Here is a 24,239-nt window from a genome sequence, read left to right as displayed (position 1 = left end):
GCTTGGCGCTTACCGAATTACGGCCGCCACGCCAAGCGGAAGCCGAGAGCATCGCCCCTGGCTTTAGGTTCGCCGCTGTTCCGTATGCCTACAGAGCAGTTATACGCGTAGAGCCTCCAACTACCGCCGCGTACAACACGGCGAGTGCCCTCCGCGGGACCTTGAGGATCGGTAACCGCTCCGGTTGTTATCGCCTCTTTGTACCAATCAAAACACCATTCCAAGACATTTCCCGACATGTCATATAAACCAAGTGCATTCGGCGCTTTGCTTTTTACTACAGTCGTCTTAGTGTCTTGGGACACCCATCCGGTTCCGTCCCACCATTTGCCATATACGGCTACCCTCGTAAGCTCATCCCGTAAACTTATCCAAGTTTCTCCATCGGGTAAAGAGGGCAGTTCTTTAAAGCCTATCGGCTTTTTTGCTCCGCTTGCACTGTCAAGTTTGGTAAGCCATACATCGCCGTATTGTACCGCATTTGTGCTATCATTTCCCTGCCAGCGGGCCGCATATTCCCATTCGGCTTCAGTCGGCAGCCTAAAGCCTTTTTTACTCATATCGGCATAGGCGGCATCGCAATCAGATGTATTCGTTGCGTCTTTTAATACCGCAGTATCGGTTTTGCTTTTGCGGTATACGCAGTGCTCTATTCCTTTTTCTTTTTCCGTATACGCATTACACCACACAATACAGTCCCGCCAGCTTATAGTTGTTACAGGTTCATTTTTTCCTGTTTCTGTGGGAGCCGCTCCTTCGATTCCTTTACTGCCTTCTCTTCCCTTCTTTGCAAAGGTGTAGCCGTTACTTTTTGCCCATGTCAGTACCTTGTGCCATAATTCGTACGTTACCTCAGTTTTATCGAGCACATAGGGGCTTAATTTTACCTTTCGTCCTGCAATAAATACGCCTTTCCAAAACGCTTTTCCTGATTCGGGTAAGGTGTAGTCAGGGGTAACGCCTTCGGTGCCGGTTGTCGGAGGTATTATTTTTACAAAGGTGCCTGCATCTTCAAAAGATCCTACATCCGCAGGTGTTAAGGGCGTTGAAGGTGTTGAAGGTGTTGAAGGCGTTGAAGGCGTTGAAGGCGTTGAAGGCGTTGAAGGCGTTGAAGGCGTTGAAGGCGTTGAAGGCGTTGAAGGCGTTGAAGGCGTTGAAGGCGTTGAAGGCGTTGAAGGCGTTCCGCCGCTTGCGTCCGAGCTGTCCGTGCAGGCGGTAAACAGCAGTGTCGTTGCAATAAGTGCAGCCGTGATGAGCGCCGCCCCTCTCTTAAAGGTATATGCCTTTATATTGTGAATTATATGCTCTCTCATGGCTTCAGTATACAGTATATAATAAAAATTAACAAGCGGGATATTGTTATGTATCGGGATATTGTTATGTATCGGGATATTGTTATGTATCGGGATATTGTTATGTATCGGGATATTGTTATGTATCGGGATATTGTTATGACGCCTTGAAGCGCTTACTTGCGGATTTTATCGAGATGCGCTACAATTTTTACGTTAGCCTAAGCTAATTAAAGCGGCGTTGCAGAGCGCGTACCGGCGCAAGACCGATATGCGGAGGAAGGGTGTAACTGATGGAAAAGAAAAAACGTTCCGCAGTTTCTTGGATCACGGAATTTGCGGAAGATCGGAAAATGTACTACGCGCTGAGCGTGCTTACGGCAGCTCTCGGCGTTTTATGCGGTATCGCTCCGTATTTTTTTATCGCCGATATCATAAAAAAACTTTTGTCGTGCACACGCGTTTTCGGCGCTTTTGCCGCGGATCTTATTTTAATAATGTTGTTTTGGGCACTTCGCGTCGTCCTGCATGCCGTGTCGACTTCTCTTTCGCACAAAGCGACATTCCGCGTGCTCGCCGAAATCAGGAAGAGATGCTGCGATAAACTTGCTCGATTGCCGCTCGGCAGCGTGCTCGATATTCCGTCTGGTTCTCTCAAAAATACGCTCGTCGAAAGAATCGACAGCATCGAAACGACGCTCGCGCATGTCGTGCCCGAGTTTACGGGAAACCTCTTCGGACCGCTTTGCGTACTCATCTATCTCTTTTTTATCGATTGGCGCATGGCTCTCATATCGCTCATCTCGCTTCCGATCGGTATTATTTTCGGCTCATGCATGTGGATAGGCTATGAAGCGTCGTGGAAGCGGGTTATCGACAAAACGAAAGCGCTCAACGATACCGCGGTCGAATACATCAACGGCATTGAAGTTATCAAAGTGTTCGGCAAAGTGAAAAGTTCGTATGACCGCTTTGTCGTTGCGGCGAAAGAAGGCGCCTCCTGTTTTATCGACTGGATGAGGAGAGCCAATATATTTTTTACGCTTACGATGGTGATCACGCCCGCGACGCTTTTGTTTGTTCTGCCCGCAGGCGGATTTTTTGTTAAAAACGGATCACTTGCCGCGAGCGATTTTATTCAAATAATCATTTTGAGCGTCGGATTGATATCGCCGCTCATCACTGCAATGTCGTATACCGACGATATGGCAAAAGTGAGCGTCGTTATCGGAGAAGTTTCGGATATCCTCGAACGGAAAGAACTTTCGCGTCCCGACAAAATGACCGAAGAACCTGAGGGAAATGCGATCCGCCTCGACGGCGTGCGCTTCGCATACCGCGAAAAAGAAGTGCTGCACGGCATAAGTCTTGAAATCCCCGACGGTTCGGTGTGCGCTTTGGTGGGGCCTTCGGGAAGCGGCAAATCGACGATCGCAAAGCTCATCGCGTCTTTGTGGGACGCAGGCGAGGGTGTCATCACTTTAGGCGGCGTCGATATCCGAAAGATTCCGCTCGAAGCGTACAACAGACGCATCGCCTTCGTGTCGCAGGATAATTACCTTTTCAATGAAAGCGTGCGCGAAAATATCCGCATCGGAAAAGAAGGCGCGAGCGATAAAGAAGTCGAAGAAGCTGCGAAAAAAAGCGGCTGCCACGAATTCATCGAAAGCCTCGAACACGGCTACGATACGATCGTCGGAGACTCAGGCGGACACCTTTCAGGCGGCGAGCGGCAGCGCATCGCGATCGCGCGCGCCATGCTCAAAGACGCGCCCGTCGTCATCCTCGACGAAGCGACGTCGTACACCGACCCCGAAAACGAAGCGGTCATCCAGTCGTCGGTCGCAAAGCTCGTAAAAGGGAAAACGCTGCTCGTCATCGCGCACCGCCTTTCGACGATCAAAGACTCGGACAAAATCTTCGTTATCAAAGACGGAACACTCGACGATGAAGGGACGCACCGCGAACTCCTTTCGCGCGGAGGTCTGTATGCGAAGATGTGGGAAGCGCACATATCGGTTAAAGACGGCTTGAGCGCAGTGAAAGACTAGGAGATACGACAGATGTTTAAAATATTGTTTAAGTTTTTTGATTTTGCGGGCGGCATCAATAAAAAGAAATTCCATATAGCCGTCGTGCTCGGTATCGTCATTGCTATGTGCGACGCGATGAAAATTCCCGCGATCGCCGTTATGATTTCAGCGATCGTTTCAAACTCGCTTACGACCCGGACGATCTTTACCTCTACCGCCATCATGCTCGGCAGTATGGTCGTCAATTTTTTCGTACGCTATACGTCGACGATGCTGCAAACGGAAGCGGGCTATACGGCATGTGCGGACAAGCGGATCGAAATCGCAGAGCACTTGCGCTATCTTCCGATGGGCTATTTTAACAATAACAGTCTCGGCTCCATCACATCCGTGACGACGAATACGATGGAAAGCCTCGGAGATATCGCCGCGCGGGTGGTGATGATGACGACGCAGGGTATTTTAAATACGGTGCTTGTTGCGGCGATGATTTTGTTTTACGACCGGAGAATCGGCATCGTCGTCGTTCTGGGCCTCGCGCTCTATTCGCTCGTAAACCGGGCTATGCAGCGTCAGGCGGCGCACCTTGCTCCGCAAAAGATGAAAGCCGATACGGACCTCGTCGAGAGCATCCTCGAATATATTCAAGGTATTGCGGAAGTAAAAGCCTACAATCTGACCGGAGCGGCCGCGAAAAAACTTGTCAAAGCGATCGACGGCAACGCCGATATCAACATTCGGATGGAGATGAAATTTATCGGTTACATGACTGCACAGAATTTCATCACAAAGGCGCTCGGAGTTGCGATGAGCGCGCTTTCGATAGCATTGTATATCGCGGGTTCTATGGAGCTGCTCGTCGCTGTCGTTATGATCATAAGCTCGTTTATGATTTACGCGCACCTCGATGCGGCGGGGAATTATTCCGCGCTGCTTCGCGTTATCGACGCGAGTATCGATAAAGCGAAAGCCATCCTCGATTTGCAGCCGATGGATACGAGCGGTGAAGACATTGCGCCGAAAAAATGCGATATCGATATCGAAGATATCGGCTTTTCGTACGATACTCGAAAGATCATCGACGGCGTGTCGCTGCATATTCCCGAAAAAACGACGACGGCTTTTGTCGGGCCTTCGGGCGGCGGAAAGACGACGCTGTGCAGCCTTATCTCGCGCTTTTGGGACGTGCAGGAAGGGCGCGTGCTTTTGGACGGCAAAGACGTGAAAGCGTACAGCATGGACAGCCTTATGAAAAATTTCAGTTTCGTGTTCCAAAACGTCTACCTCTTTCACGATACGATAGCGAACAATATACGCTTCGGGCAGAGCGACGCGCCCATGTCGAAAGTTATCGCCGCGGCAAAAAAAGCGTGTTGCCACGAATTTATCTCAGCTCTTCCGGACGGCTACGATACGGTCATCGGAGAGGGAGGGGCGAGTCTTTCGGGCGGAGAAAAACAGCGTATTTCCATCGCGCGTGCGATTATGAAAGACGCTCCGATAATCGTACTCGACGAAGCGACCGCGAACGTCGATCCCGAAAATGAAAAAGAACTTATGGAAGCGATCGACGCGCTGACGAAAAAGAAAACGATTTTGATGATAGCGCATCGCTTGAAGACGGTGCGCGATGCGGATCAGATCGTCGTCGTCGATAAGGGAAAAATCGCCGAACGGGGAACTCATGCATCGCTTATGAGAAAAAACGGCATATACCGTCGATTCGTCGATGCGCGAAAGCTCGCCGTAAGCTGGAAGATTTAGCAAAGACGATTTTACTAATTAATAAGATTGCTTCTTAAAATTAATAAACGCGGAGCGCGTGGTTTACGCGTAGCCAAGTTCGGACAGGGCGGCGAGCGCTTCGCGTATTTCATCGTAGGGCAGGGTTTTGTCCTTGTAGATGATCGAATTTTCGTGCGACTTTCCGAGGAGCAGCACGATGTCTCCGCTTGCCGCCATTTTAAAAGTTTCGCGGATCGCTTTCGGTCTGTCGTGAATGATAAAGAGATCGATGCCTTTTTTTTTGCCGCGCTTTTCGGCACCTTCTGCGATCATTTCGAGCAGCGCTACGGGATCTTCGCCTCGCGGATCTTCATCGGCGAGCACGATGACGTCGCAGAATTTTGCGGCAATCTCTCCCTGCAGCGGCCGCTTTGTCAAATCGCGCTCTCCTCCCGAACCGAAGAGGGCGAAAAGCCTTCCCGTACATCTTTTTCTGATCGGAGGGAATATCGTTTCGAATGACGAAGGCGTGTGCGCGTAATCGACGATGAGTTCAAAGGGCTGTCCCCTGTCGATGACCGTCATGCGCCCTTTGACGGGAGTGAGTGACGGAAAGTGATGCGCGACCTCTTCAAAGGATTTTTGCGTAACGCTGCTCACCGCGATGAGGGACGCCATGAGATTGTATGCGTTGAACGCACCGGGAAGCGGAGCGGTGACGTGGATGACGGGACGTTTTCTCGGAAAAGCGGGATCGTCGCTCGCTCGGAATACGGCGTCTTCCCCGTCCGCGTCGATCGTAAACGAAATGCCGAATCGCGCCGATGCGATGTTCCGAGCCGTCATGCAGCGGACTCCTTCGGGTACGGGCGGAAGAGCGACCGCGTCGGCTCCCGTTTCCGCTGCGGCTTTTCCCGCTTGTCCTTCGGTCGTAAACGCATAGACGGGATGCTTTGTCGAATTGATACAATAGACCGCCGACGGATCTTCGGCGTTCACGACTCCGATGGATGGAATTTTCATCGGAGTGCCGGCGATCGTTTTTACGTGGTCGCACTTGTCGAGTGCGCGGAAAAGATTCGCTTTATCGCTTCGGTACTGCTCGAAAGTTTTGTGAAATTCGAGGTGTTCGAGCGTGACGTTCATAAAAACCGCGCAGTCGAATTGGACATTGCCGAGTCTGTTCGTCAAAACGGAAAGCCCATGAGAAGAGGATTCGATAACCGCATAAGTGCAGCCGTTTTCAAGCATCGCGTTGAGGTGATGTTGGATGATCGGCGCTTCCGGCGTCGTCTGATGTTCGGGGTTGGGGAGGGCATCGCCTCCGAGTGAATATTCGACTGTCGAAATAAAGCCCGCTTTTTCTCCGCACAAGCGCAAGAGCTGCCAGATAAACGAAACCGTACTGCTTTTCCCTTCCGTACCCGTCACTCCTATGACGATGAGGCGCTTTGACGGGGAATCGTAAAAAGCGTCGGAAACGGGCGCCATGGCAAAACGCGCATCGTTTACGCGCAAAAAGGCCGGAAGATATTGTTTCGTTTTTCCGACGGCGCTTTCGATAGCGCGGCGTGCGATGACGTTTGCACATTCGCGCCGAACTTCGTGAGGAATATCTCCCTGATAGACGACTGCATTCGCGCCCGCTTCAAGCGCTTGGGATATAAAATCGTTTCCGTTCCGATGCGTTCCGGGAAGCGCAAAAAAAAGCGAGCCTTCTTTTACGTCGCGCGAATCGAATGCGAGATTCGTGATCGGAATATTCATGATATCGACGGTTTCGACGGGGCTGATTCCGTCGGCTGCAAGCGCTTTGTGCGCAAAAGAAGGCAGCAACTGTGACAGGAGCTTTTCCATAATACAGCGATTGTAGCGATAAATATGCGCTTTTTCAATTGCCGCATACTTTGTTCGAATGCGTACGGTATCGGGAATTCGTGCGAAAATATCACGTGTCCTCGATAATCGGGAATTCGTGCGATTGCCATAGTGCGCGATTGCTGGTACAATCCTCCTCAGAAATTTGTTTATCGAAAAGAGGCGTTCGCATGGCTAAAAAAAGCAAAGTGATTCTCGCGTATTCGGGCGGGCTCGATACGACAGTCATCATTCCGTGGTTAAAAGAAAATTACGATTACGACGTTATCGCCGTCTGCATCGATTTGGGACAGGGCGATGATTGGAAAGCGGTAAAAGCGCGCGCGATCAAAACGGGCGCTTCGGCGTGCTATGTCGTCGATGCGCGAAAAGAATATATCGAAGAATATATTTGGCCTGCGCTGAAAGGCGGTGCGCTCTACGAAGACCGATATCTGCTCGGCACGTCGACGGCGCGTCCGCTTATCGGAAAAATTCTCGTCGAATACGCTCGGCAGGAAAAAGCCTGTGCAATCTGTCACGGCGCGACGGGAAAGGGCAATGACCAAGTCCGCTTCGAACTTGCGATCAAAGCGTTTGCGCCGGATCTCCGCGTCATCGCCGCGTGGCGCGATCCGAAGTGGGATCTCCAAAGCCGCGAAGACGAAATCGAATACCTTGAAAAAAGAGGCATTCCCGTTCCGGTAAAAAAATCGTCGTCCTACAGCTGCGACGAAAATATTTGGCATATCAGCCACGAGGGTCTCGAACTTGAAAAGACGGAAAACGAACCCGACTGGAAAAACATGCTCAAAATCACAAAGCTGCCGGAAGCGGCTCCCGACAAAGCCGAATACGTAAAGATCGAATTCGAAAAAGGTATTCCCGTCGCGGTCAACGGAAAAAAGACGGATGCGCTTTCACTCATGGAAACGCTCAACAAAATCGGCGGGAAAAACGGTATCGGACTAATCGACCTCGTCGAAAACCGCTGCGTCGGCATGAAAAGCCGGGGCGTATACGAAACGCCGGGCGGGACGATTTTGTATTACGCGCATGAACAGCTTGAACACTTATGCCTCGACCGCGATACTTATCACTACAAGCAGCAGATCGCGCTCAAGCAGGCGGAACTCATCTACAACGGTTTGTGGTTCACCTCTCTCATGAGCGGTATCATGGCGTTCAACGACAAAGTCGAAGAGACCGTGAGCGGCTGGGTGCGCCTCAAATTGTACAAGGGCACGATGCAGGGTGCGGGGTCGTTCTCGCCGTACAGCTTGTACAACGAAAGCATCGCAAGCTTTACGACAGGCGATCTCTACGATCACCGCGACGCGGACGGCTTTATCACGCTCTTCGGTTTGCCGCTTACCGTGCGCGCGATGATGGAACAAAAAGCGGGCAAAGGACAGGCTGTCGTAAAAAGCCGTTCTTTGAAAAAGCGACCGACGGAATAATTAATATAAATGAAACACATTGTCAAAAAAATTATCTTCGCCGCTGCGGCATCGCTCTGCATGATTTCCGCTTACGCAGGCGATGAAGCGATGTCCGATCCGTCTACCGTGATTTTCCCGACATACGGGGATGCGGAGCACAAATTCGCTGTGAAAAAAATTGAGACTCTTTCGGCGGTCCTTCCGAACCTCGACGAAAAAGCGGCGGCCGATCTTGTCGGAGGAAAGGTGATTTCTTTCGGCAACGGAAGCGGGGAAGATTTGACAAAGTACGTGCCCTCTGCGAGCGCCGTCGCGAAAAAATTGGCGGCGGCTCCGCAAGGCAAACAGGGCTTTGCTGTCGTATCCTGTGCTCTCATCCCGTATCCCGCTGCGTGGAAAAATATGAGCGCGGACGAAAAGCTGCTTGCACTCTACAATGCGATCGGGCGCGTTTCCGCGCAAAAGGGCATTACGTATATTTCGCGCCGCGCGGGCTATAAGCCGAAAACGCTTTTTACGCGCTCGTACTACATTGCAGATACCGAGCATACGGAAAATGCGCTCGCCGATCCCGCAGCAAGCGAAGTGCCCCCTTCCGACCGGCGCTACGTGTTTCAGGAAGATACGTCGTTCGGCGAAAATACGTATCTCCACACGTACACTGATTCCGCATCCGAAATATTCGTCGAAATCACGAACTTGACGCCGATGAAGTATCACGGTGTGACGTGCTTAAAAGAGCGGGAAATGGAAATGTGCATTTCGCTTTACCCTCTCGAAGAAGGCATTTTCTTTTCTTCCGCTGCAATCGTTACGGGGCAAAAGCAGACGGTAACCGTTCTCTTTATAAAAGTGGATTTGGCCGATTCATTTAAACGCCGCACCGATGCGCTCTACGCGTGGTTTCTCAGTCAAATCAATAATTAATAATCGCTGTGCCGCCTGTTATACACGAACACGACGATCGCCATTGCGATGATGACGGTGTAACCAGCAAAGCTTAAAGCGTCGGGTATTTGGCCGAATGCGAAAAATCCCATAAGCGATGAAAAAACGATCTGCGAATAATCGAATATGCTGATCTTTGCGGCAGGTGCTGCGCCGTAAGCCGCCGTTATAAAAAACTGTCCGCCTGCCGCCGCGATGCCCGCTCCGAGCATGATAAGGAGCTGACGGGGAGTCATCGGCGAAAAATGAAAGATCAAAAACGGAAGAGCTGCGAGTAATGAAAAAAGCGAAAAAGCTGCGACGATGAGTTTACCGTTTACGTTTATCATTCTTAGACGGCGCACGCACGTATATGCAAATCCCGCGCCGACGCCGCCCAAAAAGCCTGCAAGGGCGGGAAGCATCGCCGCAATGTCGAACGAAGGCTTTATGACAAGAGCCGCACCTGCAATTGAAATACAGATTGCTGCAAGCGGAACGGGCATGATCTTTTCGCCGAGTATGAAAAAGCTGAAGATGACGGTAAAAAAAGGCGACATCTTGTTGAGAATCGATGCGTCTGCGATATTGATTTTATCGAGGGCATAGAAGTTTCCGAATATGCCGATCGTTCCTCCGATGCAGCGCAAGAGGAGAAACAAAGCGCTTCCTTTCGGCAATGCGAAAGGATGTTTTCCTTCACGCTGTTCTTTTGCCAATACGGCGAATGCGATCGAAAAGGCGATGACATTGCGGAAAAACGCTTTTTGCATAAAGGGTATGTCGCCTGCAAGGTGCGCAAGCATTCCCATAAGCGCAAAGCAAAAAGATGAACAGATGATATAGAAGACGCCTCGCGCGGTGCGAGATTTGCTGTATTTTTGGGACATATATCGATTATAGTCCGAAACGACGATATTCGTAAAGCTTGATCACGTAAAGTTTGAAAACCCGGCGATATCTGTCCTCGACAGTGTCCGTGCATATCAATCTTCGCCTTGTCAATCCTCGTCTTGACAAAATCCGTAATTTCACTATTATATAATTGTATTGAGTATGACAAAATATCGTGTTTTGTCATTTTGATTTTGATGAGGTACCAATGAAAAAATATGCTTTTTTGTTTCCGGGTCAGGGCGCACAGGAACCCGGCATGATGAAAGACGTGTGCGAATCTTTTCCCGAAGCGAGGACGCTGCTCGACTCGATTTCATCGATTACAGGGAGGGATATGGCAAAGCTTTTGTGGGAAACGGATCAGGCGGAATTGAGCCGCAGCGACAACAGTCAACTCGCGATCACGTCCGCGTCTCTCATGGTTTCCGAAGCGTTGAAATCGAAGGGTATCGTGCCGTCCGCTGCTATGGGATTCAGCCTCGGCGAATTTCCGGCGCTCGGCATTTCCGGAGTTCTTTCGTTTGAAGACCTCATCCGTGTCGTGCAAAAGCGCGGCGATATAATGCAGCGCGTGTGTGAAGAGATCGCTTCCGCAAATGCGGGCCATGCTCCGGGCATGAGCGCGATCATCGGTTTGCCGCCTGAAAAGGTGCAGGAGATCTGTTCAGGTCTTAAAGACGTGTACGCTGCAAATTTAAACAGCGTCAAACAGACGGTTATCAGCGGTACGGCCGACGGTCTTGCCGCAGCCGAAAAAGCGTGTACCGAAGCGGGCGCGCGGCGTGCGATCAGGCTTTCGGTCGCCGGTCCCTTCCATTGTCCGCTTATGCAAAAAGCCGCCGACGAATTTGAAAAGGCTATCGCTGATGTGAACTTTGCCGATCCTAAAATCGATTTGTTCAGCAACGTAACCGGAGAAAAAGTCGTCAAAGGAAGCGATGCGAAAAAAAATGCGGTGCTGCACTTGACGAATCCGGTACGGTGGACTTTGGAAGAAAAAGTGCTCGCCGATGTCATGGATGCGGATTCCGCGAACGAATGGCGCGTGCTTGAGCCGGGCGTCGGCAAAGTGCTGAGCGGGCTTTGGCGCGATTCTCCTTTCGGCGAAAAGCGGCCGAGCACTCCCGTCAATTCGTTCGAATCGATCGGCGGAGTCGAGTGATGCTGCTTACAGGTAAAAAGGCGCTCGTCACCGGATCGAGCCGCGGCATCGGTCGAAAGATCGTAGAAACTTTTTTGCGCGAAGGCGCGGAAGTGTGGGGTCTCTGCTCGCATCCGTCGGAAGCGAAATCGGAGCTGGAACGGTTCGCCTCATCGCAGGGTACGGCTTTTCACGAAATCTCTGCCGATGCGGGAGATGCCGCCCGCCTTTCGGAAGTCGTTAAAGAAGCGCTTTCGGCTTCAGGGGGATTTGACGTGCTCGTCAATAACGCGGGCATCACGAAGGACGGTCTTTCGTTCCGCATGAAAATCGAAGATTGGCAAAAAGTTCTCGACGTCAATCTCACTGCAGTATTCGTTGCAACGCAGATCGTTTCAAACGATATGATTCACAAAAAATCCGGTTCGATAATCAATATGTCGAGTATCGTCGGCATACACGGCGGGGCGGGGCAGGTCAACTACAGCGCGAGCAAAGCGGGTCTCATCGGCTATACGAAAAGCCTTGCAAAAGAAGTCGGTTCCCGCGGCGTACGCGTAAACGCCGTAGCGCCCGGCTATATCGAAACGGACATGACAAAGGCGGTGAATGAAAAAGCGCGCGAAGCGTGGGTCGCTCAGATTCCGCTCAAACGCGCGGGGCAAACCGAAGACGTTGCGAACGCGGTGCTGTTTTTGGCAAGCGATCTGTCGGCATACGTTACGGCCCAAGTGCTCGGCGTAGACGGCGGCATGGGCGCATAAAGCTCATATTATTAATTATTAATTTTATAACGGAATAAACAGGAGTTTGCGGTTATGGAAAAGAGGCGTGTTGTTATAACGGGTATGGGAGCTGTTACCCCGATCGGAAATTCGGTTGCGGAAACGTGGGCTGCGGCAAAAGCGGGTAAAAGCGGAGTTGCTCTCATCACGCATTTCGATGCGAGTACATTTAAAGCGCGCTATGCGGGCGAAGTGAAAAACTTCGACGCGACCAAGTATATGAATCCCGAAGCGGCGCGCAAGATGGCGCGCTTTTCGCAGTATGCGGTTGCCGCGGCAAAGATGGCGCTCGACGATGCGTCTATCGAAGCGAACAGCGATGTTATCAAAGACGCTGCGATCTTTATGGGCGTCGGTATCGGCGGCTTCGAAGTGAACGAAGATTGCTGTATCAAATATTCGCAGAGTCCGCAGCACCGTCTGCCGCCTATGACGATTCCCGAACTGATTCCGAACGAAGCATGCGGCAATATTTCCATGGCCTTCGGCATTCACGGGCCGGCACACACGGTGACGACCGCATGCGCGAGCGGTTCGGACGCGCTCGGCGATGCACTCGATTTTATCAGAGGCGGCAGGCGCGATATTTGTCTGGCCGGCGGAGCCGAGAGTACGATCAACGGATTCGGCATCGCGGGTTTTGAAGTGCTCCACGCGCTTTCGACTTCCTTTGCGGACAATCCCGCAGCGGCGAGCCGCCCCTTCGACAAAAAGCGCGAAGGCTTTGTCATGGGTGAAGGCAGCGCGGTATTCGTGCTCGAAGAATACGAACATGCGAAAAAACGCGGAGCGAAGATATACGCCGAACTCGCAGGCTACGGCGGAACGAGCGACGGTTATCACTTGACCGCTCCGAACCCCGACGGCGTTTGGGGTGCGGCCGCTATGACGGAAGCGCTTAAAGACGCGGGCGTAAAGCCGGAAGAAGTGCAGTATTACAACGCGCACGGAACGGCGACGAAAAAGAACGACCCTTGTGAAACGCAGATGCTGAAGATCGCGTTCGGCGAAGAAAACGCGAAAAAGCTGCACATATCGTCGACGAAGAGCATGACCGGACACTGCCTCGGAGCTACAGGTGCAATCGAAGCGATGTTTGCGATCAAAGCGATCGAAGAAGGTTTTATCCCTCCGACGATCAATCTCGACGAACAGGATGTCGAAGGCGGCTGCGATTTGAATTATACGCCGAACAAAGGCATCGAATGCAAAGTCGACTGCGCCATGAGTTCGACCTTCGGTTTCGGCGGACACAACGGCGTTATCGTACTGAAAAGAATTTAATATTTTCCTTTTTGTAAAACTGAATGGAGGGTTTGAAAACGAACAATAACGCCGAAAGCACGGCGTTAAAATTAATGTTTTCAAACTCGATATTCAGCCTGCAAACGCATTAGGGGGGACTTATGGTTACGAACGATATCGCTTCTCTTTTACCGCACCGAAAGCCGTTTTTATTTGTCGACGAAATACTTTCGTGCGATGAAAACGGCAGCGTAAGCACGCGAAAATTTACCGACGACGATTTCTTTTTTAAAGGACATTTTCCGCAGTATCCCGTCGTGCCCGGCGTTATCCTCGTTGAAACGATGGCGCAGGCGGGAGGAGCGGCGCTCAGCTTTCAAAAGAAATTTCAGGAAAGCAGTTTGTTTTTTCTCGCTACGGTCGATAAAGTAAAGTTTCGAAATCAAGTGCGTCCCGGCGATACGGTGCGCATGGAAATCACGAATCTGCGCGTTTCACCGCACATGGTAAAGCAGTCGGGCAAGGCCTATGTCGGCGACGTTTTGGCTGCGGAAGCCGAATGGATGTGCCTCGTCGGAAGCGAAAGCTCCGTGCAATAACTACAGCAACTTTTATCGATATATAAAAAAAGCAGATAAATCGATCGCATATCGCCGAGCCGAACAATCAGCGTGCGGATGGACTATGGCAGCTGCGCTGAAAATGCGCTATACTTACCGCCGTAGCGGAGGCATACATGAACGTGTTGGTAATCGGCGGCGCAGGGTATATCGGCAGCCACGTCGTTAAAGAATTGATGAAGAAAAATCATCGCGTGACCGTTTTCGACAATCTTTCGAGCGGACTGCGGCAAAATCTTTTTAAAGAAAACGGATTCATATACGGGACGATTTTGATCCCGGGTGATTTGGACGCGGCCTTTGCAAAAGGCTTTGACGCCTTTATACACTTGGCGGCTTTCAAAGCGGCAGGCGAATCGATGATCGCTCCCGAAAAATATTCTATTAACAATATCAACGGTACGCTCAATATCTTGAACGCCGCCGTTTCTCACGGATGCAAGCGCATGGTGTTTTCGTCGTCCGCAGCCGTATTCGGAGAGCCGCAGTATCTTCCGATTGACGAAAGCCATCCGAAGCATCCCGAAAATTATTACGGCTATACGAAGCTTTCGATCGAAGAGTTTATGGCATGGTACGAAAAACTGCGAGGCTTGCGTTTTGCAGCGCTCCGCTATTTTAACGCCGCAGGCTACGACGTCGACGGAGAACTCTCGGGCCTCGAACAAAATCCCGCAAACCTTTTGCCGGTGATCATGGAAGTCGCCTGCGGTATGCGCGAAAAGCTCAAAATATTCGGCAGCGATTACGATACGCGCGACGGAACCTGTATCCGCGATTACGTGCACGTAAGCGATTTGGCCGCCGCACACGTAAAAGCGCTCGAATACATAGCAGAGCACGACGAAAGCATTTCGGTAAATCTCGGAAGCGAAAAAGGCACGACGGTGACGGAAATGGTCGACGCCGCGCGGCGTATCACAGGACGCCCGATCCCCGCCGACTATGTCGCGCGCCGCGCAGGAGATCCCGCGTCCCTCGTTGCGACGAGCAAATATGCGTACGAAAAGCTCGGCTGGAAAGCGGAGTATTCCGATACGGATACGCTCGTCCGCACGACGTGGAACGCGTATCAAAAATACAATGCACAATAGTATTGCGCTGTGAGGTGAAAAAAATGGATAAAGATACGAAACAAAAACTCTTCGATTATATCGCATCTTCGAAACGCGATATCGTCGCGCTCGAAACGCTTTTGACGAGCCATCCCGCCCTCGCTCCGGAAAACGGCGGGCAGGGTGAAATCGAAAAATGCGAAGCGCTTATCGCGTGGCTCCGCGAACAGGGTTTTACGAATATCGAACGCTACGACGCGAGCGATCCGCGCGTTGCAAGCGGCATACGTCCGAACGCCGTCGTGACCCTTCCCGGCAAATCGGACGATTTTTCGGTGTGGGTTATGGCGCACTTGGATGTCGTGCCCGTCGGCGAAAAATCGCTGTGGCATTCCGATCCGTGGAAAGTCGTCGAAAAAGACGGCAAGCTCTACGGGCGCGGCGTCGAAGACAATCAGCAGGGACTCACGTCCGGCGTCTTTGCAGCCCTCGCGTATATGAAGTGCGGCATTGTCCCCGAACACACGGTCAAACTTTTATTTATGGCCGACGAAGAAGTGGGCAGCGAATACGGCATAAAATATTTATTAAAAGCGCATAAACTTTTCCGTAAAGAAGACATCATCGTCATTCCCGACGGCGGAGACGCAAAGGGCGAAACGATCGAAGTTGCCGAAAAAAATATTTTATGGCTCCGCTTCCGCGTAACGGGAAAACAGACGCACGGTTCGCGTCCCGACACCGGATGCAACGCCTGCCTTGCCTCCGATGCCCTCGCGCTTTCGCTCCACGATATGAAAGACGTGTTCGACAAGCGCGATCCGCTTTTTACGCCCGACTGTTCGACGTTCGAGCCGACGATGAGGATGCAAAACGTAGCCGGCATCAATATCATTCCGGGAGAAGACGTGTTCTGCATGGACTGCAGGATCATCCCGTGCTATACGCTCAAAGAAGTGTACGCTGAAGTCGATAAGCGTTGCAAAGCGATAGAAAAAAAATACGGTGTAAAAATCGAATATACGATGCCGCAGGCAGGCGAATCGCCGGCAACTCCCGTCGACGCTCCCGTCGTGCAAAAGCTTTCCGAAGCGCTCAAAGCGGTGCACGGAAAAACCGCTCGGACGATCGGCATCGGAGGAGGCACCGTCGCGGCTCCGCTCCGGGAGCTCGGCTACAACGCCGCCGTATGGAGCACGCTAGACGACATGGCTCATCAACCCGACGAATACTGCATCCTCGACAATATCGTTTCCGACGCACAGACGCTCGCATTTTTGTTCGGCGCCTAAACGGCGCGAAGATGCGATCCGTGAATAAAAAATAAGGGGCTGTCCTTTGTGAAGTTTTCAATCAACAACCCCGACGCAAGCGTCGGGTACAGTGCTCAACGTTTCGCACTGTATGTTCTCATAAGGTGGTTGCAGTCGGCTTTAATACCCTTTGTTACGACGCAAGCGTCGGGGTATTAAACCCTCCGCACGAATTACTTTCGGGACAGCCCCTTTTGCAACGGTTTTGCGTACCGATGATTAAAAAACTTATATGGGGAGCCGGTAGGTTGCACCGATGCTCGTCATAAAGATCTGCTTGTTGAGTTCACTGGCTCCATAATCCTGCTTAAAATACTGTATGTACAAGAGGCCGAGCGTGAGCGTGAGGTTATCGATAGGCCGATATTCGACGCCGGTACCGATCGCGATGTTGTCCAAAACGGGGCTGAATGCGTTGTTTACCGTTTTCTTTGTCCCCTGGTTGCCGTAGGACAATCCCAAACTCGCCGTCACTTTATCGTTGATGTCGTAGTCCGCTCCCGCCGCCAATTCCCACGAATCGCTGTAGTCGGATTTGCCGAATTTTTTGCTGAGTACGGAATTGAGCTGTGCGAACGAGTTGAAGTAGTAGTTGAAGCTTGCGGATACGTACAGCGGTTTCAGCACTTGATAGCCCGCTCCCATGTTCAGCACCGCAGGCAAATCGGTGTGGAACGTTTCACCGTCCGCGATACCGAGTCCGGCTCCTATATTTCCCTTGGCGTTCTTTACTTCATATTTCATATCGGAATGAAGCTGAAACTGCGTCGAAAGCGTGAGGGCGGGGAAGGGGCGCACGTCGATGCCGAACACGCCGCCGACGCCGAACGCGCTTGCATCGTAGCTCACTTTGTTTCCGCCGTTAACACCGACAAAAACCGCATTATCGCTCTTTAACTCCATCGATTGCGTCGCCTGGAGCAGGCGCAGCGCGCCGGAAAAAGAGATAAAATTTTTCAGGCAGTACGTAAATCCGACCTGCTCTCCGTAGGTCATGGACGAAAGCTCTACCGAATGATTTTGTGCGGCGGCGATAAGAGGGGGATTTCTTGCAAGTGCACCGGCTGTTACGGTCGTACCGTCTTTGTACGAAAGTTTTCCGCCGCCGGCGTAGATGCCGAAATTTCCGAACACGGCAAAGGGGCCGCGCTTGTATACGATGTCGGCGTTCGGGTAGAGCCACACGGTCGTCGTATCACTGAAATCCTTTTCGTCCACGATAGCAGGAGGAAGTGCGTTTTTCGGAAACGAGTTCGTGTATTTTTTAAATACGAATTGATTGCCTGCATCGAAGTACAGGCCGTCTTCCAAAAAGCCCGTACCCGCGATATTGTAAAACACCGCTTCGGGGCGCTTCGTTTCCGCATTGCGGCTCGGATTTCGCAAGTATCCGGGATTCATATTCGTTTTGTTTTCAACACCGTTGGCAAAAGCCGCGGTTCCGACGACTGCAGCGACGAGCGCTGCGACGATGATCGATCTCTTCATGTTAACTCCCATAAAAACTTTTGCAGGAAATATCAATTTCCGAAAAAGTTTTAGCCGTGCGCGTGAGCGCACACGTTCAATAGTCGAGTTTGCAAAATAAAGCGTATCGTATTCATGCGATTCTTATCGAAACGCCACGTATACACGTCTTCTGCAAACATCCAAGCAAACTCGAGATAAAAAGCGACGGCGATATTTCAGACGGCGCTTTTTATCGTACCTCCTTGTTGTGTGAAGAATATTAAAGACGGAAAAAGTGTAATTTTGGGGATAGTACAATGAGGTTTTACGTTGTTCTGTCGTACGATATCCATAGCAGATAACATTGATAAATTTACTGTATTCAAAATCAAATGCCGTGTCAATCACGCGCAGTCATCGGCTTACCGCTTCGAATCTTTCGAATAAAGCCTGAGCGGCGCGGGTGCCGGAAAGTACGCTTTGAAAACGGCGCAGGCTTCTTCGCGCGAAAGATCGTCGATGATTTCGTAGGAGGCGAGATAGGTTTGCGCGTCGGTGAGCGCGTCTCCGCATTCCGCCGCTTCGAGTCCTTCATGCATGAGAAGCGCCGTTCCGCGGTTTGTCTGCGTAGGCGAAAGCTCTTCCAGCACCCGGATGTTTTGCATCTCCGCTTTAACGCGCGTAAAGGTCGCATCGTCTTCGAGTTCCCTGTCGAACGCTGCGATTGTTTCGGCGTAGCATTTATCGATTGCATCGGTACGCCCGGCATGGGTAAAAGTGATGACGGCCGCCTGCATCGCATGTGTCGCTCCGTCCGTATGCACGGCGATATCCGCTGAGAGAGAGGCGGCGCTTTTTCGAAGGCGGTTTCGAAGCGCCGAAAGGAGTGCATTGAATACGGTGCGCTCTCTCGCGTCGGTCGGAGACGGAAGCCAATACTGCACGGGATCGGAAAAATCCTTTGTCGGAACGAGCGTTTCGGGGCGGGGACCCGCATCTTTTGCCGGCGTGTCGGTCAAAAAAAGATGGCGAAGTGCTACGGAAATCCGCTTCCCTTTTTCGTCGCTCGGAAAGACGGGGGTGGAGACTGCAGTCTTCGCTTTTTCGCGCGGCGTCTGCGGGGCGAGCATACCGAGAGAAGATGAGAGCGCATCGCGTATGATGAGGGGGTCGAAGCGGCCTGCAATGATGATCGTGTAGCGGCTTGCGTCGAGGAGCGACGGATAAGAGGCGAGTACATCGGCATACTGCGTGCGTTCGAGGATGTCGCTGTTGTTGTCGAATACCGCGGCGTACGGTGTACCGGGAAAGAGTTCGGCGACGGCGCGGCTGTATAATTGATGAGCGGTATTTCCGTCGCGCAGGCGCTTTTGCGAGCGCGCGTTGTACACAAGTCCGTCCGCTTGGGCGGGCCGTATGTCGCCGTAAATGAGCGCGCGCGATATGCACGGCATGATGACGCTCATATCGTCGGCGAAGCTTTCGACCGAAATCGTTCCGCTCGTTAAACCGATTTCCGCTCGGACGGAAGGCGTGCCGTCGATCGTGCCGAGCGCTCTTTGCGTATCGATTTCTTTTTGGATATTGTCGGCGAGCGCATAGATGAGGAGCGAAAAAAAGCCCGGGTTCGATGCGGAACCGAGTTCTCCGCCGCTTACGGAAAGCATGACGAGGGCGGACGGCGAAGACGCGTTTTGTTTGCATACGACGGGGATGCCGTTTGCGAGCGTAAACGACGAAAAGGCCGTACGGTTTTTCGCCCGGTAAAACGCCGCGGCCGAAACGTCGTCGGAGAAAGCGGACGCTTTTTCTTCGGCGATGTTTTCGCTCGTTATGTTTTTGTACAATTCCTGCGTGTACCACGATCCGTTTTTTTGCGTTACCGATTCATAGCCGGCATGTGCAAAAGCTTTTGCAAAGCGTTTGTAGACGCTGCTGTTGACGAGCACGAACACGAACGGCTCTTCGCTCGCATAGTCGGCTTCGAATGCCGCGGCGTCGAAATTGATGATATCTTCGCAAACGCCGAAAATTTGCGAAACGAGCGGTTCCGTTTTTTGCCCCGTACGATCGGACGCCCACTGTTCGGAAAGCGCGTTCATAAGGGATGCCGCATTACCGAAGCGCATTCGATATTCGGCTGCGAGGTTTTGCTGTGCGCGCATGAGTTCCGCGCTCGATAAAGAACGAGGGGCATCTTTTACGCACGCGATAAAGGCGGCAGCCTGTTTGTCGGGAGACGTTTTCGATTTTTCGAAGAGCGATTGAAAGACGAGCCGCACTTCTCCGTTTTTATGCGTTGAGGCGGCATCGATATAATCTGACGAACGGATACCGAGTTCTTTGCGCGACAGTACGGCCGATTTGAACGACGATGAGCGAAAGTTGAACGCTTGTGCCGCCATATCTGCCTGTGCCGCCGAAAGGGATGTATACTGCACGACGATCTGCGTCAAGTCGGATGAAAAGAGCGGGTCGCTGATGACGAATTTCCGCTTTTGTGTTTTGTGCGCGGCGGTTTCGGAAGCGGTTTTTGTCTGTGAGGGAAGGGCGGCGCTTCCAGGCCATGCGCCGAATGTCTTTTCCGCGGCTTTGAGCGCCGCTTCTTTTCGTATGCCGCCGCTTATAAAGAGCGCGCTGTTCTGCGGCACATAGTAAGATCGGGCTATATGCATGAGAATCGAACGGACACCTGCGAGCGGTGTTTTCGTAAACAGCGCGGGATAAACTCCCGAATCCCGTTTCCACGGGGCTGCAGCATAGATGCGCGCGTCTATGCTTGCGTTGATAAATCCCGCAGAGCTGAGCGAATAATTCATCACTTCGCTTTTGAGCGCGGTAAACTGCGCCGCTATGTTCGCATCGCTGAACGCCGGGGAAAACGCGCAGTACGCAAGTTCGGAAAGCGCTTTTTCGATTTCCGCCGGCGCGATCGTCACGACGCAGCGCGCCGCATCCGCATCGCATGAAATCTTTGCCGAGTCGGGGATCCAATCGTCCGCCTGTTCGGGATACGAAGCTTTGCCCGCTTCCGCAAAGAGCCGCGTATAGAGCGGAAAAAATCCCGCCGTTTTCGGCGTCTGCTCTCTTGTGCCCGCCTTTACCGCGTATTCGATTCTGATCGGGGCGGCGGCGAAGTCCTCGAGTACGAACACTTGCATACCGTTTTGGAGCGTGTATTCGGCAAAGCCCCGGAGGATGCCTGCTTCATCGCCTAAAGCCGAAAAAACGCAAACAGCAAAGAGCAAAGTATAAATCTGCGCGCGCAATATTCGTCGAAACGTCATGAAAGCAGTATAGCGTAAAATATATTTTTTGACACGGATAGTCGGGATACGTGCCGTGTACGGTTTGACAAAGCGCCGTCTACATATATACAATAAAAACAATTATGGTGCAGGTAACGTATACGGATAAGCGATCGTTCTCCGTTCCGTCCGAGCTTACGGCGGGAAAGCGGGGTCTTACGAAAGAAGAAATCGAAGCGCTCGAAAAAAATCATAACACGTCGGACGATTCTTCGTGGCAAAATTTTTACGTTGATGCCGAATGTTTCGATGCCTCTCTCATACGCGATTCGTCGTTTTCCGGTTTTATCGTTTTGGGAAAGCTCAGGCGCGCAATGCTTAAGTATCACGACCTCGAACTTGAAGAGGGTATCTATAATTCAAAATTAATAAACGCCGTGACGGGCGACGACAATGCGATCCGGAACGTCGCATATTTTGAAAATTATCGGCTCGGAAAAAACGTCATGCTGTTCAATATACAGGAGATGAGCTGTACGCCGCATTCGAAATTCGGCGAAGGGATTTTAAAAAAAGGTGAGCCTGAAGAAAACCGTATATGGATCGGAGTCGCAAACGAAAACGGCGGCAGAGAAGTGCTTCCGTTTAAAAGCATGATTACCGCCGATGCGTATCTGTGGTCGCGCTATCGTGAAGACACTTCTCTTATGAAGCGATTTGTCGCGCTCACGGAACAGGGCTCGTCCCGCGACGAGGCGACACACGGAATTATTAAAAATAATGCCGTCATAAAAAATACGACGCTTTTAAAAGATGCGGAAATCGGAGAATGCGCGTACATCAAAGGCGCATTCAAATTGAAAAACATCACAGTGCTCTCTTCGGAGGCGGAGCCGTCGCAGATCGGCGAAGGCGTCGAAATGGTAAACGGCATCATGGGATACGGAAGCCGCGTTTTTTATCAGGCGGTTGCGGTACGCTTTGTCATCGGCAAAAACTGCCAGCTCAAATACGGCGCGCGGCTTTTGAATTCGGTGCTCGGAGACAATTCGACCGTGTCGTGCTGCGAGATTCTTAATAATTTGATATTTCCGTTTCACGAGCAGCATCACAATTCGTCTTTCCTCATCGCATCGACTATCATGGGACAATCGAATATCGCATCGGGCGCGACGATCGGCAGCAATCACAATTCGCGCAGTCCCGACGGCGAGCTCATCGCTTCGCGCGGATTTTGGCCTTCTCTTTCGAGCGATTTTAAACACAACAGCCGATTCGCGTCGTTCGTCCTCATCGCAAAAGGCTCATACCAATACGAGCTCGATATCCCGTATCCGTTTTCGCTCGTTGCGCTCGGGGAAAACGGCGATCGGAGCATACGCATTTTTCCGGCGTGGTGGTTTATGTACGATATGTTTGCCCTCGTTCGAAACCGTTACAAATTCAAAAAACGCGATAAGCGGGTCGTGCCGGTGCAGCACATCGAAACGGATCCCTTTGCTCCCGATACGATGCAGGAGATTATGACGGCGCTCGACCGCATCGTCCGTTTGACGGCGAAAGAACGGCTCGCGGAAGCGAAAGCGTTTTTTGAAAAAAATCCCGACGCCGATTTTACCCTTTCCGACGCGCAGTGCCAGAAAAGATACGGCGCGACGGTATTTCGGCCGGCGTATGCGTATCACCAATACCGAAAAATTATTAAATATTTTTCCGCGAAAACGATAATCGAATACTGCGATGAAAACGGCATCGCATCCGTTTCGCCTGCCGTCCTTGCGGAAATCGCGCGGCATCCGCTGTACACCGGGTGGCTCAACGCGGGCGGACAGATTATCCCGCTCGAAAAAATCGATGAGCTGCGTGAAAAAGTAAAGCGCGGGGAAATCGCGAGTTGGGAAAAAGTGCACGCCTTTTACGATGCGTGTGCGGCTTCCTACCTCGCCGACAAAACGCGCTATGCGCTCTATCTTTTGGAATGCATCTACGGCGTTCCCTTTGAGCGATGCAGCGCGGAGCAGTACCGCAACCTCGTCGAAAGCGTCGCCGCCGTTTCCGACGATATGTACGCATTGTCGGTGTCGTCGCGTGAAAAGGATTATACCGATTACTACCGAAAAATGACGTACCGGAACCGCGAAGAGATGGACGCGGTACTCGGCACGATAGACAGAGATGACTTTTTAACGATGCTGAAAGACGACACGGAGCGCTTTAATAAAAAATTGCGCCGCGTATTCACGGTTTAAAACCGTCAGCGCCCCATCGCGTTTTTAATGCCTGCGAGGAGCTCCGAGTATTCGGTGTATGCCGGCAGAGAAGGATTATCCTTAATAATCTGCTCCGTCGATTTGAATAAAAATCCCGCTTTGGAAGCCTTGATCATCGCGAGGTCGTTAAACGAATCTCCCGCCGCGATCGTTTCGAAACCGACAGACTGCAGCGCTTTTACCGTTGCGAGTTTGCTTTCGGGGCAGCGCATTTTGTAACCGGTGATCTTTCCGCTTGCGTCGTATTCCAGCGTATTGCAGAAAATCGTCGGACGACCGAGCTTTTCCATAAGCGGAGCGGCAAACTGTTCGAAAGTATCGCTCAAGATGAGCACTTGCGTAAACGAACGCAGTTTGTCGAGAAAATCTTTTGCACCGGGCATCGGGTCGATTTTTTTAATCGTTTCGCGGATTTCGTTCAAACCGAGATTGTGTTTGTCGAGGATATCGATCCGGTAGCGCATGAGCGTATCGTAGTTCGGTTCGTCGCGCGTTGTGCGCCGCAGTTCGGGAATGCCGGTCGCTTCGCTGAACGCGATCCATATTTCGGGGACGAGCACGCCTTCAAGGTCAAGACAAGTGATAAACATACGATGATTATACCGCATAAGATTATTTTGTGAAAGAGCGTGGCTCGGTCTGCCCGGTACGCGCCTTTTACTGTGCACAAAAGTAGACAGCTTGAGCCTACCGCACATTGCCGTAGTATAAAAAAGTATACAGTGTCTTATTTTGTTTTCATCGAAAAATATCGTTTTCTTTATTGCCGGTATTTAATTTATTGTATTATAAAGAATTAAACATATTATCAAATATCGAAAAAATAAATTACTTGGCATGATATTTGCAAATAAATAATCGAGAGTTCGGCTTTTGATAAACCATATCGGAGAGAGGCGAATACCGACGGTCGGGAAGGGGCGGCCGCTCGGTGATATGA

General features: G+C 51.5%; 17 protein-coding genes. 11 read left to right on the top strand and 6 right to left on the bottom strand.

Going from position 1 to position 24,239, the window contains the following annotated elements:
* Positions 1-17: 17 nt before the first annotated feature.
* Positions 18-1,313, bottom strand: coding sequence for a formylglycine-generating enzyme family protein (locus tag H9I36_RS08225; RefSeq protein ID WP_187384873.1), 1,296 nt, complete (start codon positions 1,311-1,313; stop codon positions 18-20).
* 272 nt (positions 1,314-1,585) lie between these two features.
* Here H9I36_RS08225 and H9I36_RS08220 point away from each other — a divergent pair, with 272 nt between their 5' ends.
* Together H9I36_RS08220 and H9I36_RS08215 are read left to right on the top strand one after the other, a co-directional pair.
* Positions 1,586-3,343: an ABC transporter ATP-binding protein gene (locus tag H9I36_RS08220; protein ID WP_187384872.1), complete on the top strand. Its 1,758-nt coding sequence runs from the start codon at positions 1,586-1,588 to the stop codon at positions 3,341-3,343.
* Between the two features lie 12 nt (positions 3,344-3,355).
* A complete protein-coding gene (locus H9I36_RS08215) occupies positions 3,356-5,089 on the top strand; it encodes an ABC transporter ATP-binding protein (protein WP_187384871.1) in 1,734 nt (577 codons plus the stop codon).
* A 63-nt stretch (positions 5,090-5,152) separates the two neighbouring features.
* Here H9I36_RS08215 and murE read toward each other — a convergent pair whose 3' ends face one another.
* Positions 5,153-6,907, bottom strand: coding sequence for a UDP-N-acetylmuramyl-tripeptide synthetase (gene murE, locus H9I36_RS08210; RefSeq protein ID WP_187384870.1), 1,755 nt, complete (start codon positions 6,905-6,907; stop codon positions 5,153-5,155).
* 191 nt (positions 6,908-7,098) lie between these two features.
* Between murE and H9I36_RS08205 the strand changes: the two genes are divergently transcribed.
* Both H9I36_RS08205 and H9I36_RS08200 read left to right on the top strand, forming a co-directional pair.
* Positions 7,099-8,367 carry an argininosuccinate synthase gene (locus tag H9I36_RS08205; RefSeq protein WP_187384869.1) on the top strand — a complete coding sequence of 423 codons (1,269 nt, stop codon included), beginning with the start codon at positions 7,099-7,101 and terminating at the stop codon, positions 8,365-8,367.
* A gap of 9 nt (positions 8,368-8,376) precedes the next feature.
* Positions 8,377-9,276: a DUF6675 family protein gene (locus H9I36_RS08200; RefSeq protein WP_187384868.1), complete on the top strand. Its 900-nt coding sequence runs from the start codon at positions 8,377-8,379 to the stop codon at positions 9,274-9,276.
* On the opposite strand, the gene H9I36_RS08195 is transcribed toward H9I36_RS08200, so the two are convergent.
* Positions 9,273-10,166 (bottom strand): DMT family transporter, encoded by an 894-nt coding sequence (locus H9I36_RS08195; protein ID WP_187384867.1) that lies wholly within the window; start codon positions 10,164-10,166, stop codon positions 9,273-9,275. The genes H9I36_RS08200 and H9I36_RS08195 overlap by 4 nt on opposite strands.
* 212 nt (positions 10,167-10,378) lie before the next feature.
* On the opposite strand from H9I36_RS08195, the gene H9I36_RS08190 reads away from it, so the two are divergent.
* The 6 genes from H9I36_RS08190 to H9I36_RS08165 all read left to right on the top strand — a co-directional run bounded on the left by H9I36_RS08190 (position 10,379) and on the right by H9I36_RS08165 (position 16,311).
* On the top strand, positions 10,379-11,335 hold the full coding sequence (locus H9I36_RS08190) for an ACP S-malonyltransferase (protein WP_187384866.1): 957 nt from the start codon (positions 10,379-10,381) through the stop codon (positions 11,333-11,335).
* The gene (fabG, locus tag H9I36_RS08185; protein ID WP_187384865.1) at positions 11,335-12,078 is read left to right on the top strand and encodes a 3-oxoacyl-[acyl-carrier-protein] reductase; all 744 of its coding nucleotides are present in this window, start codon (positions 11,335-11,337) and stop codon (positions 12,076-12,078) included. The genes H9I36_RS08190 and fabG overlap by 1 nt, the downstream gene beginning before the upstream one ends.
* 54 nt (positions 12,079-12,132) lie before the next feature.
* Positions 12,133-13,383: a beta-ketoacyl-ACP synthase II gene (gene fabF / locus H9I36_RS08180; RefSeq protein WP_187384864.1), complete on the top strand. Its 1,251-nt coding sequence runs from the start codon at positions 12,133-12,135 to the stop codon at positions 13,381-13,383.
* Between the two features lie 122 nt (positions 13,384-13,505).
* The gene (gene fabZ, locus H9I36_RS08175) at positions 13,506-13,943 is read left to right on the top strand and encodes a 3-hydroxyacyl-ACP dehydratase FabZ (RefSeq protein ID WP_187384863.1); all 438 of its coding nucleotides are present in this window, start codon (positions 13,506-13,508) and stop codon (positions 13,941-13,943) included.
* A 137-nt stretch (positions 13,944-14,080) separates the two neighbouring features.
* On the top strand, positions 14,081-15,058 hold the full coding sequence (galE, locus tag H9I36_RS08170; RefSeq protein WP_187384862.1) for a UDP-glucose 4-epimerase GalE: 978 nt from the start codon (positions 14,081-14,083) through the stop codon (positions 15,056-15,058).
* Between the two features lie 23 nt (positions 15,059-15,081).
* Positions 15,082-16,311: a M20 family metallo-hydrolase gene (locus H9I36_RS08165; protein ID WP_187384861.1), complete on the top strand. Its 1,230-nt coding sequence runs from the start codon at positions 15,082-15,084 to the stop codon at positions 16,309-16,311.
* A gap of 249 nt (positions 16,312-16,560) precedes the next feature.
* Here the strand turns inward: H9I36_RS08165 and H9I36_RS08160 are convergent, their stop codons facing one another.
* Together H9I36_RS08160 and H9I36_RS08155 are read right to left on the bottom strand one after the other, a co-directional pair.
* Complete coding sequence (locus H9I36_RS08160) at positions 16,561-17,820, bottom strand: OmpP1/FadL family transporter (protein WP_187384860.1); 1,260 nt, start codon at positions 17,818-17,820, stop codon at positions 16,561-16,563.
* A gap of 383 nt (positions 17,821-18,203) precedes the next feature.
* Positions 18,204-21,068: an insulinase family protein gene (locus H9I36_RS08155; protein WP_187384859.1), complete on the bottom strand. Its 2,865-nt coding sequence runs from the start codon at positions 21,066-21,068 to the stop codon at positions 18,204-18,206.
* Between the two features lie 104 nt (positions 21,069-21,172).
* Between H9I36_RS08155 and H9I36_RS08150 the strand changes: the two genes are divergently transcribed.
* Positions 21,173-23,278, top strand: coding sequence for a DUF4954 family protein (locus tag H9I36_RS08150; RefSeq protein ID WP_187384858.1), 2,106 nt, complete (start codon positions 21,173-21,175; stop codon positions 23,276-23,278).
* Between the two features lie 5 nt (positions 23,279-23,283).
* Here the strand turns inward: H9I36_RS08150 and thrH are convergent, their stop codons facing one another.
* Positions 23,284-23,889 (bottom strand): bifunctional phosphoserine phosphatase/homoserine phosphotransferase ThrH, encoded by a 606-nt coding sequence (gene thrH, locus H9I36_RS08145; protein ID WP_187384857.1) that lies wholly within the window; start codon positions 23,887-23,889, stop codon positions 23,284-23,286.
* Positions 23,890-24,239: the final 350 nt, after the last annotated feature.

It is taken from the genome of Treponema sp. Marseille-Q4130, from assembly GCF_014334325.1.
Lineage (GTDB): Bacteria > Spirochaetota > Spirochaetia > Treponematales > Treponemataceae > Treponema_D.
The sequence above is the reverse complement of the archived record's forward strand: the minus strand, read 5'-3'. Positions and strand labels throughout refer to the sequence as shown.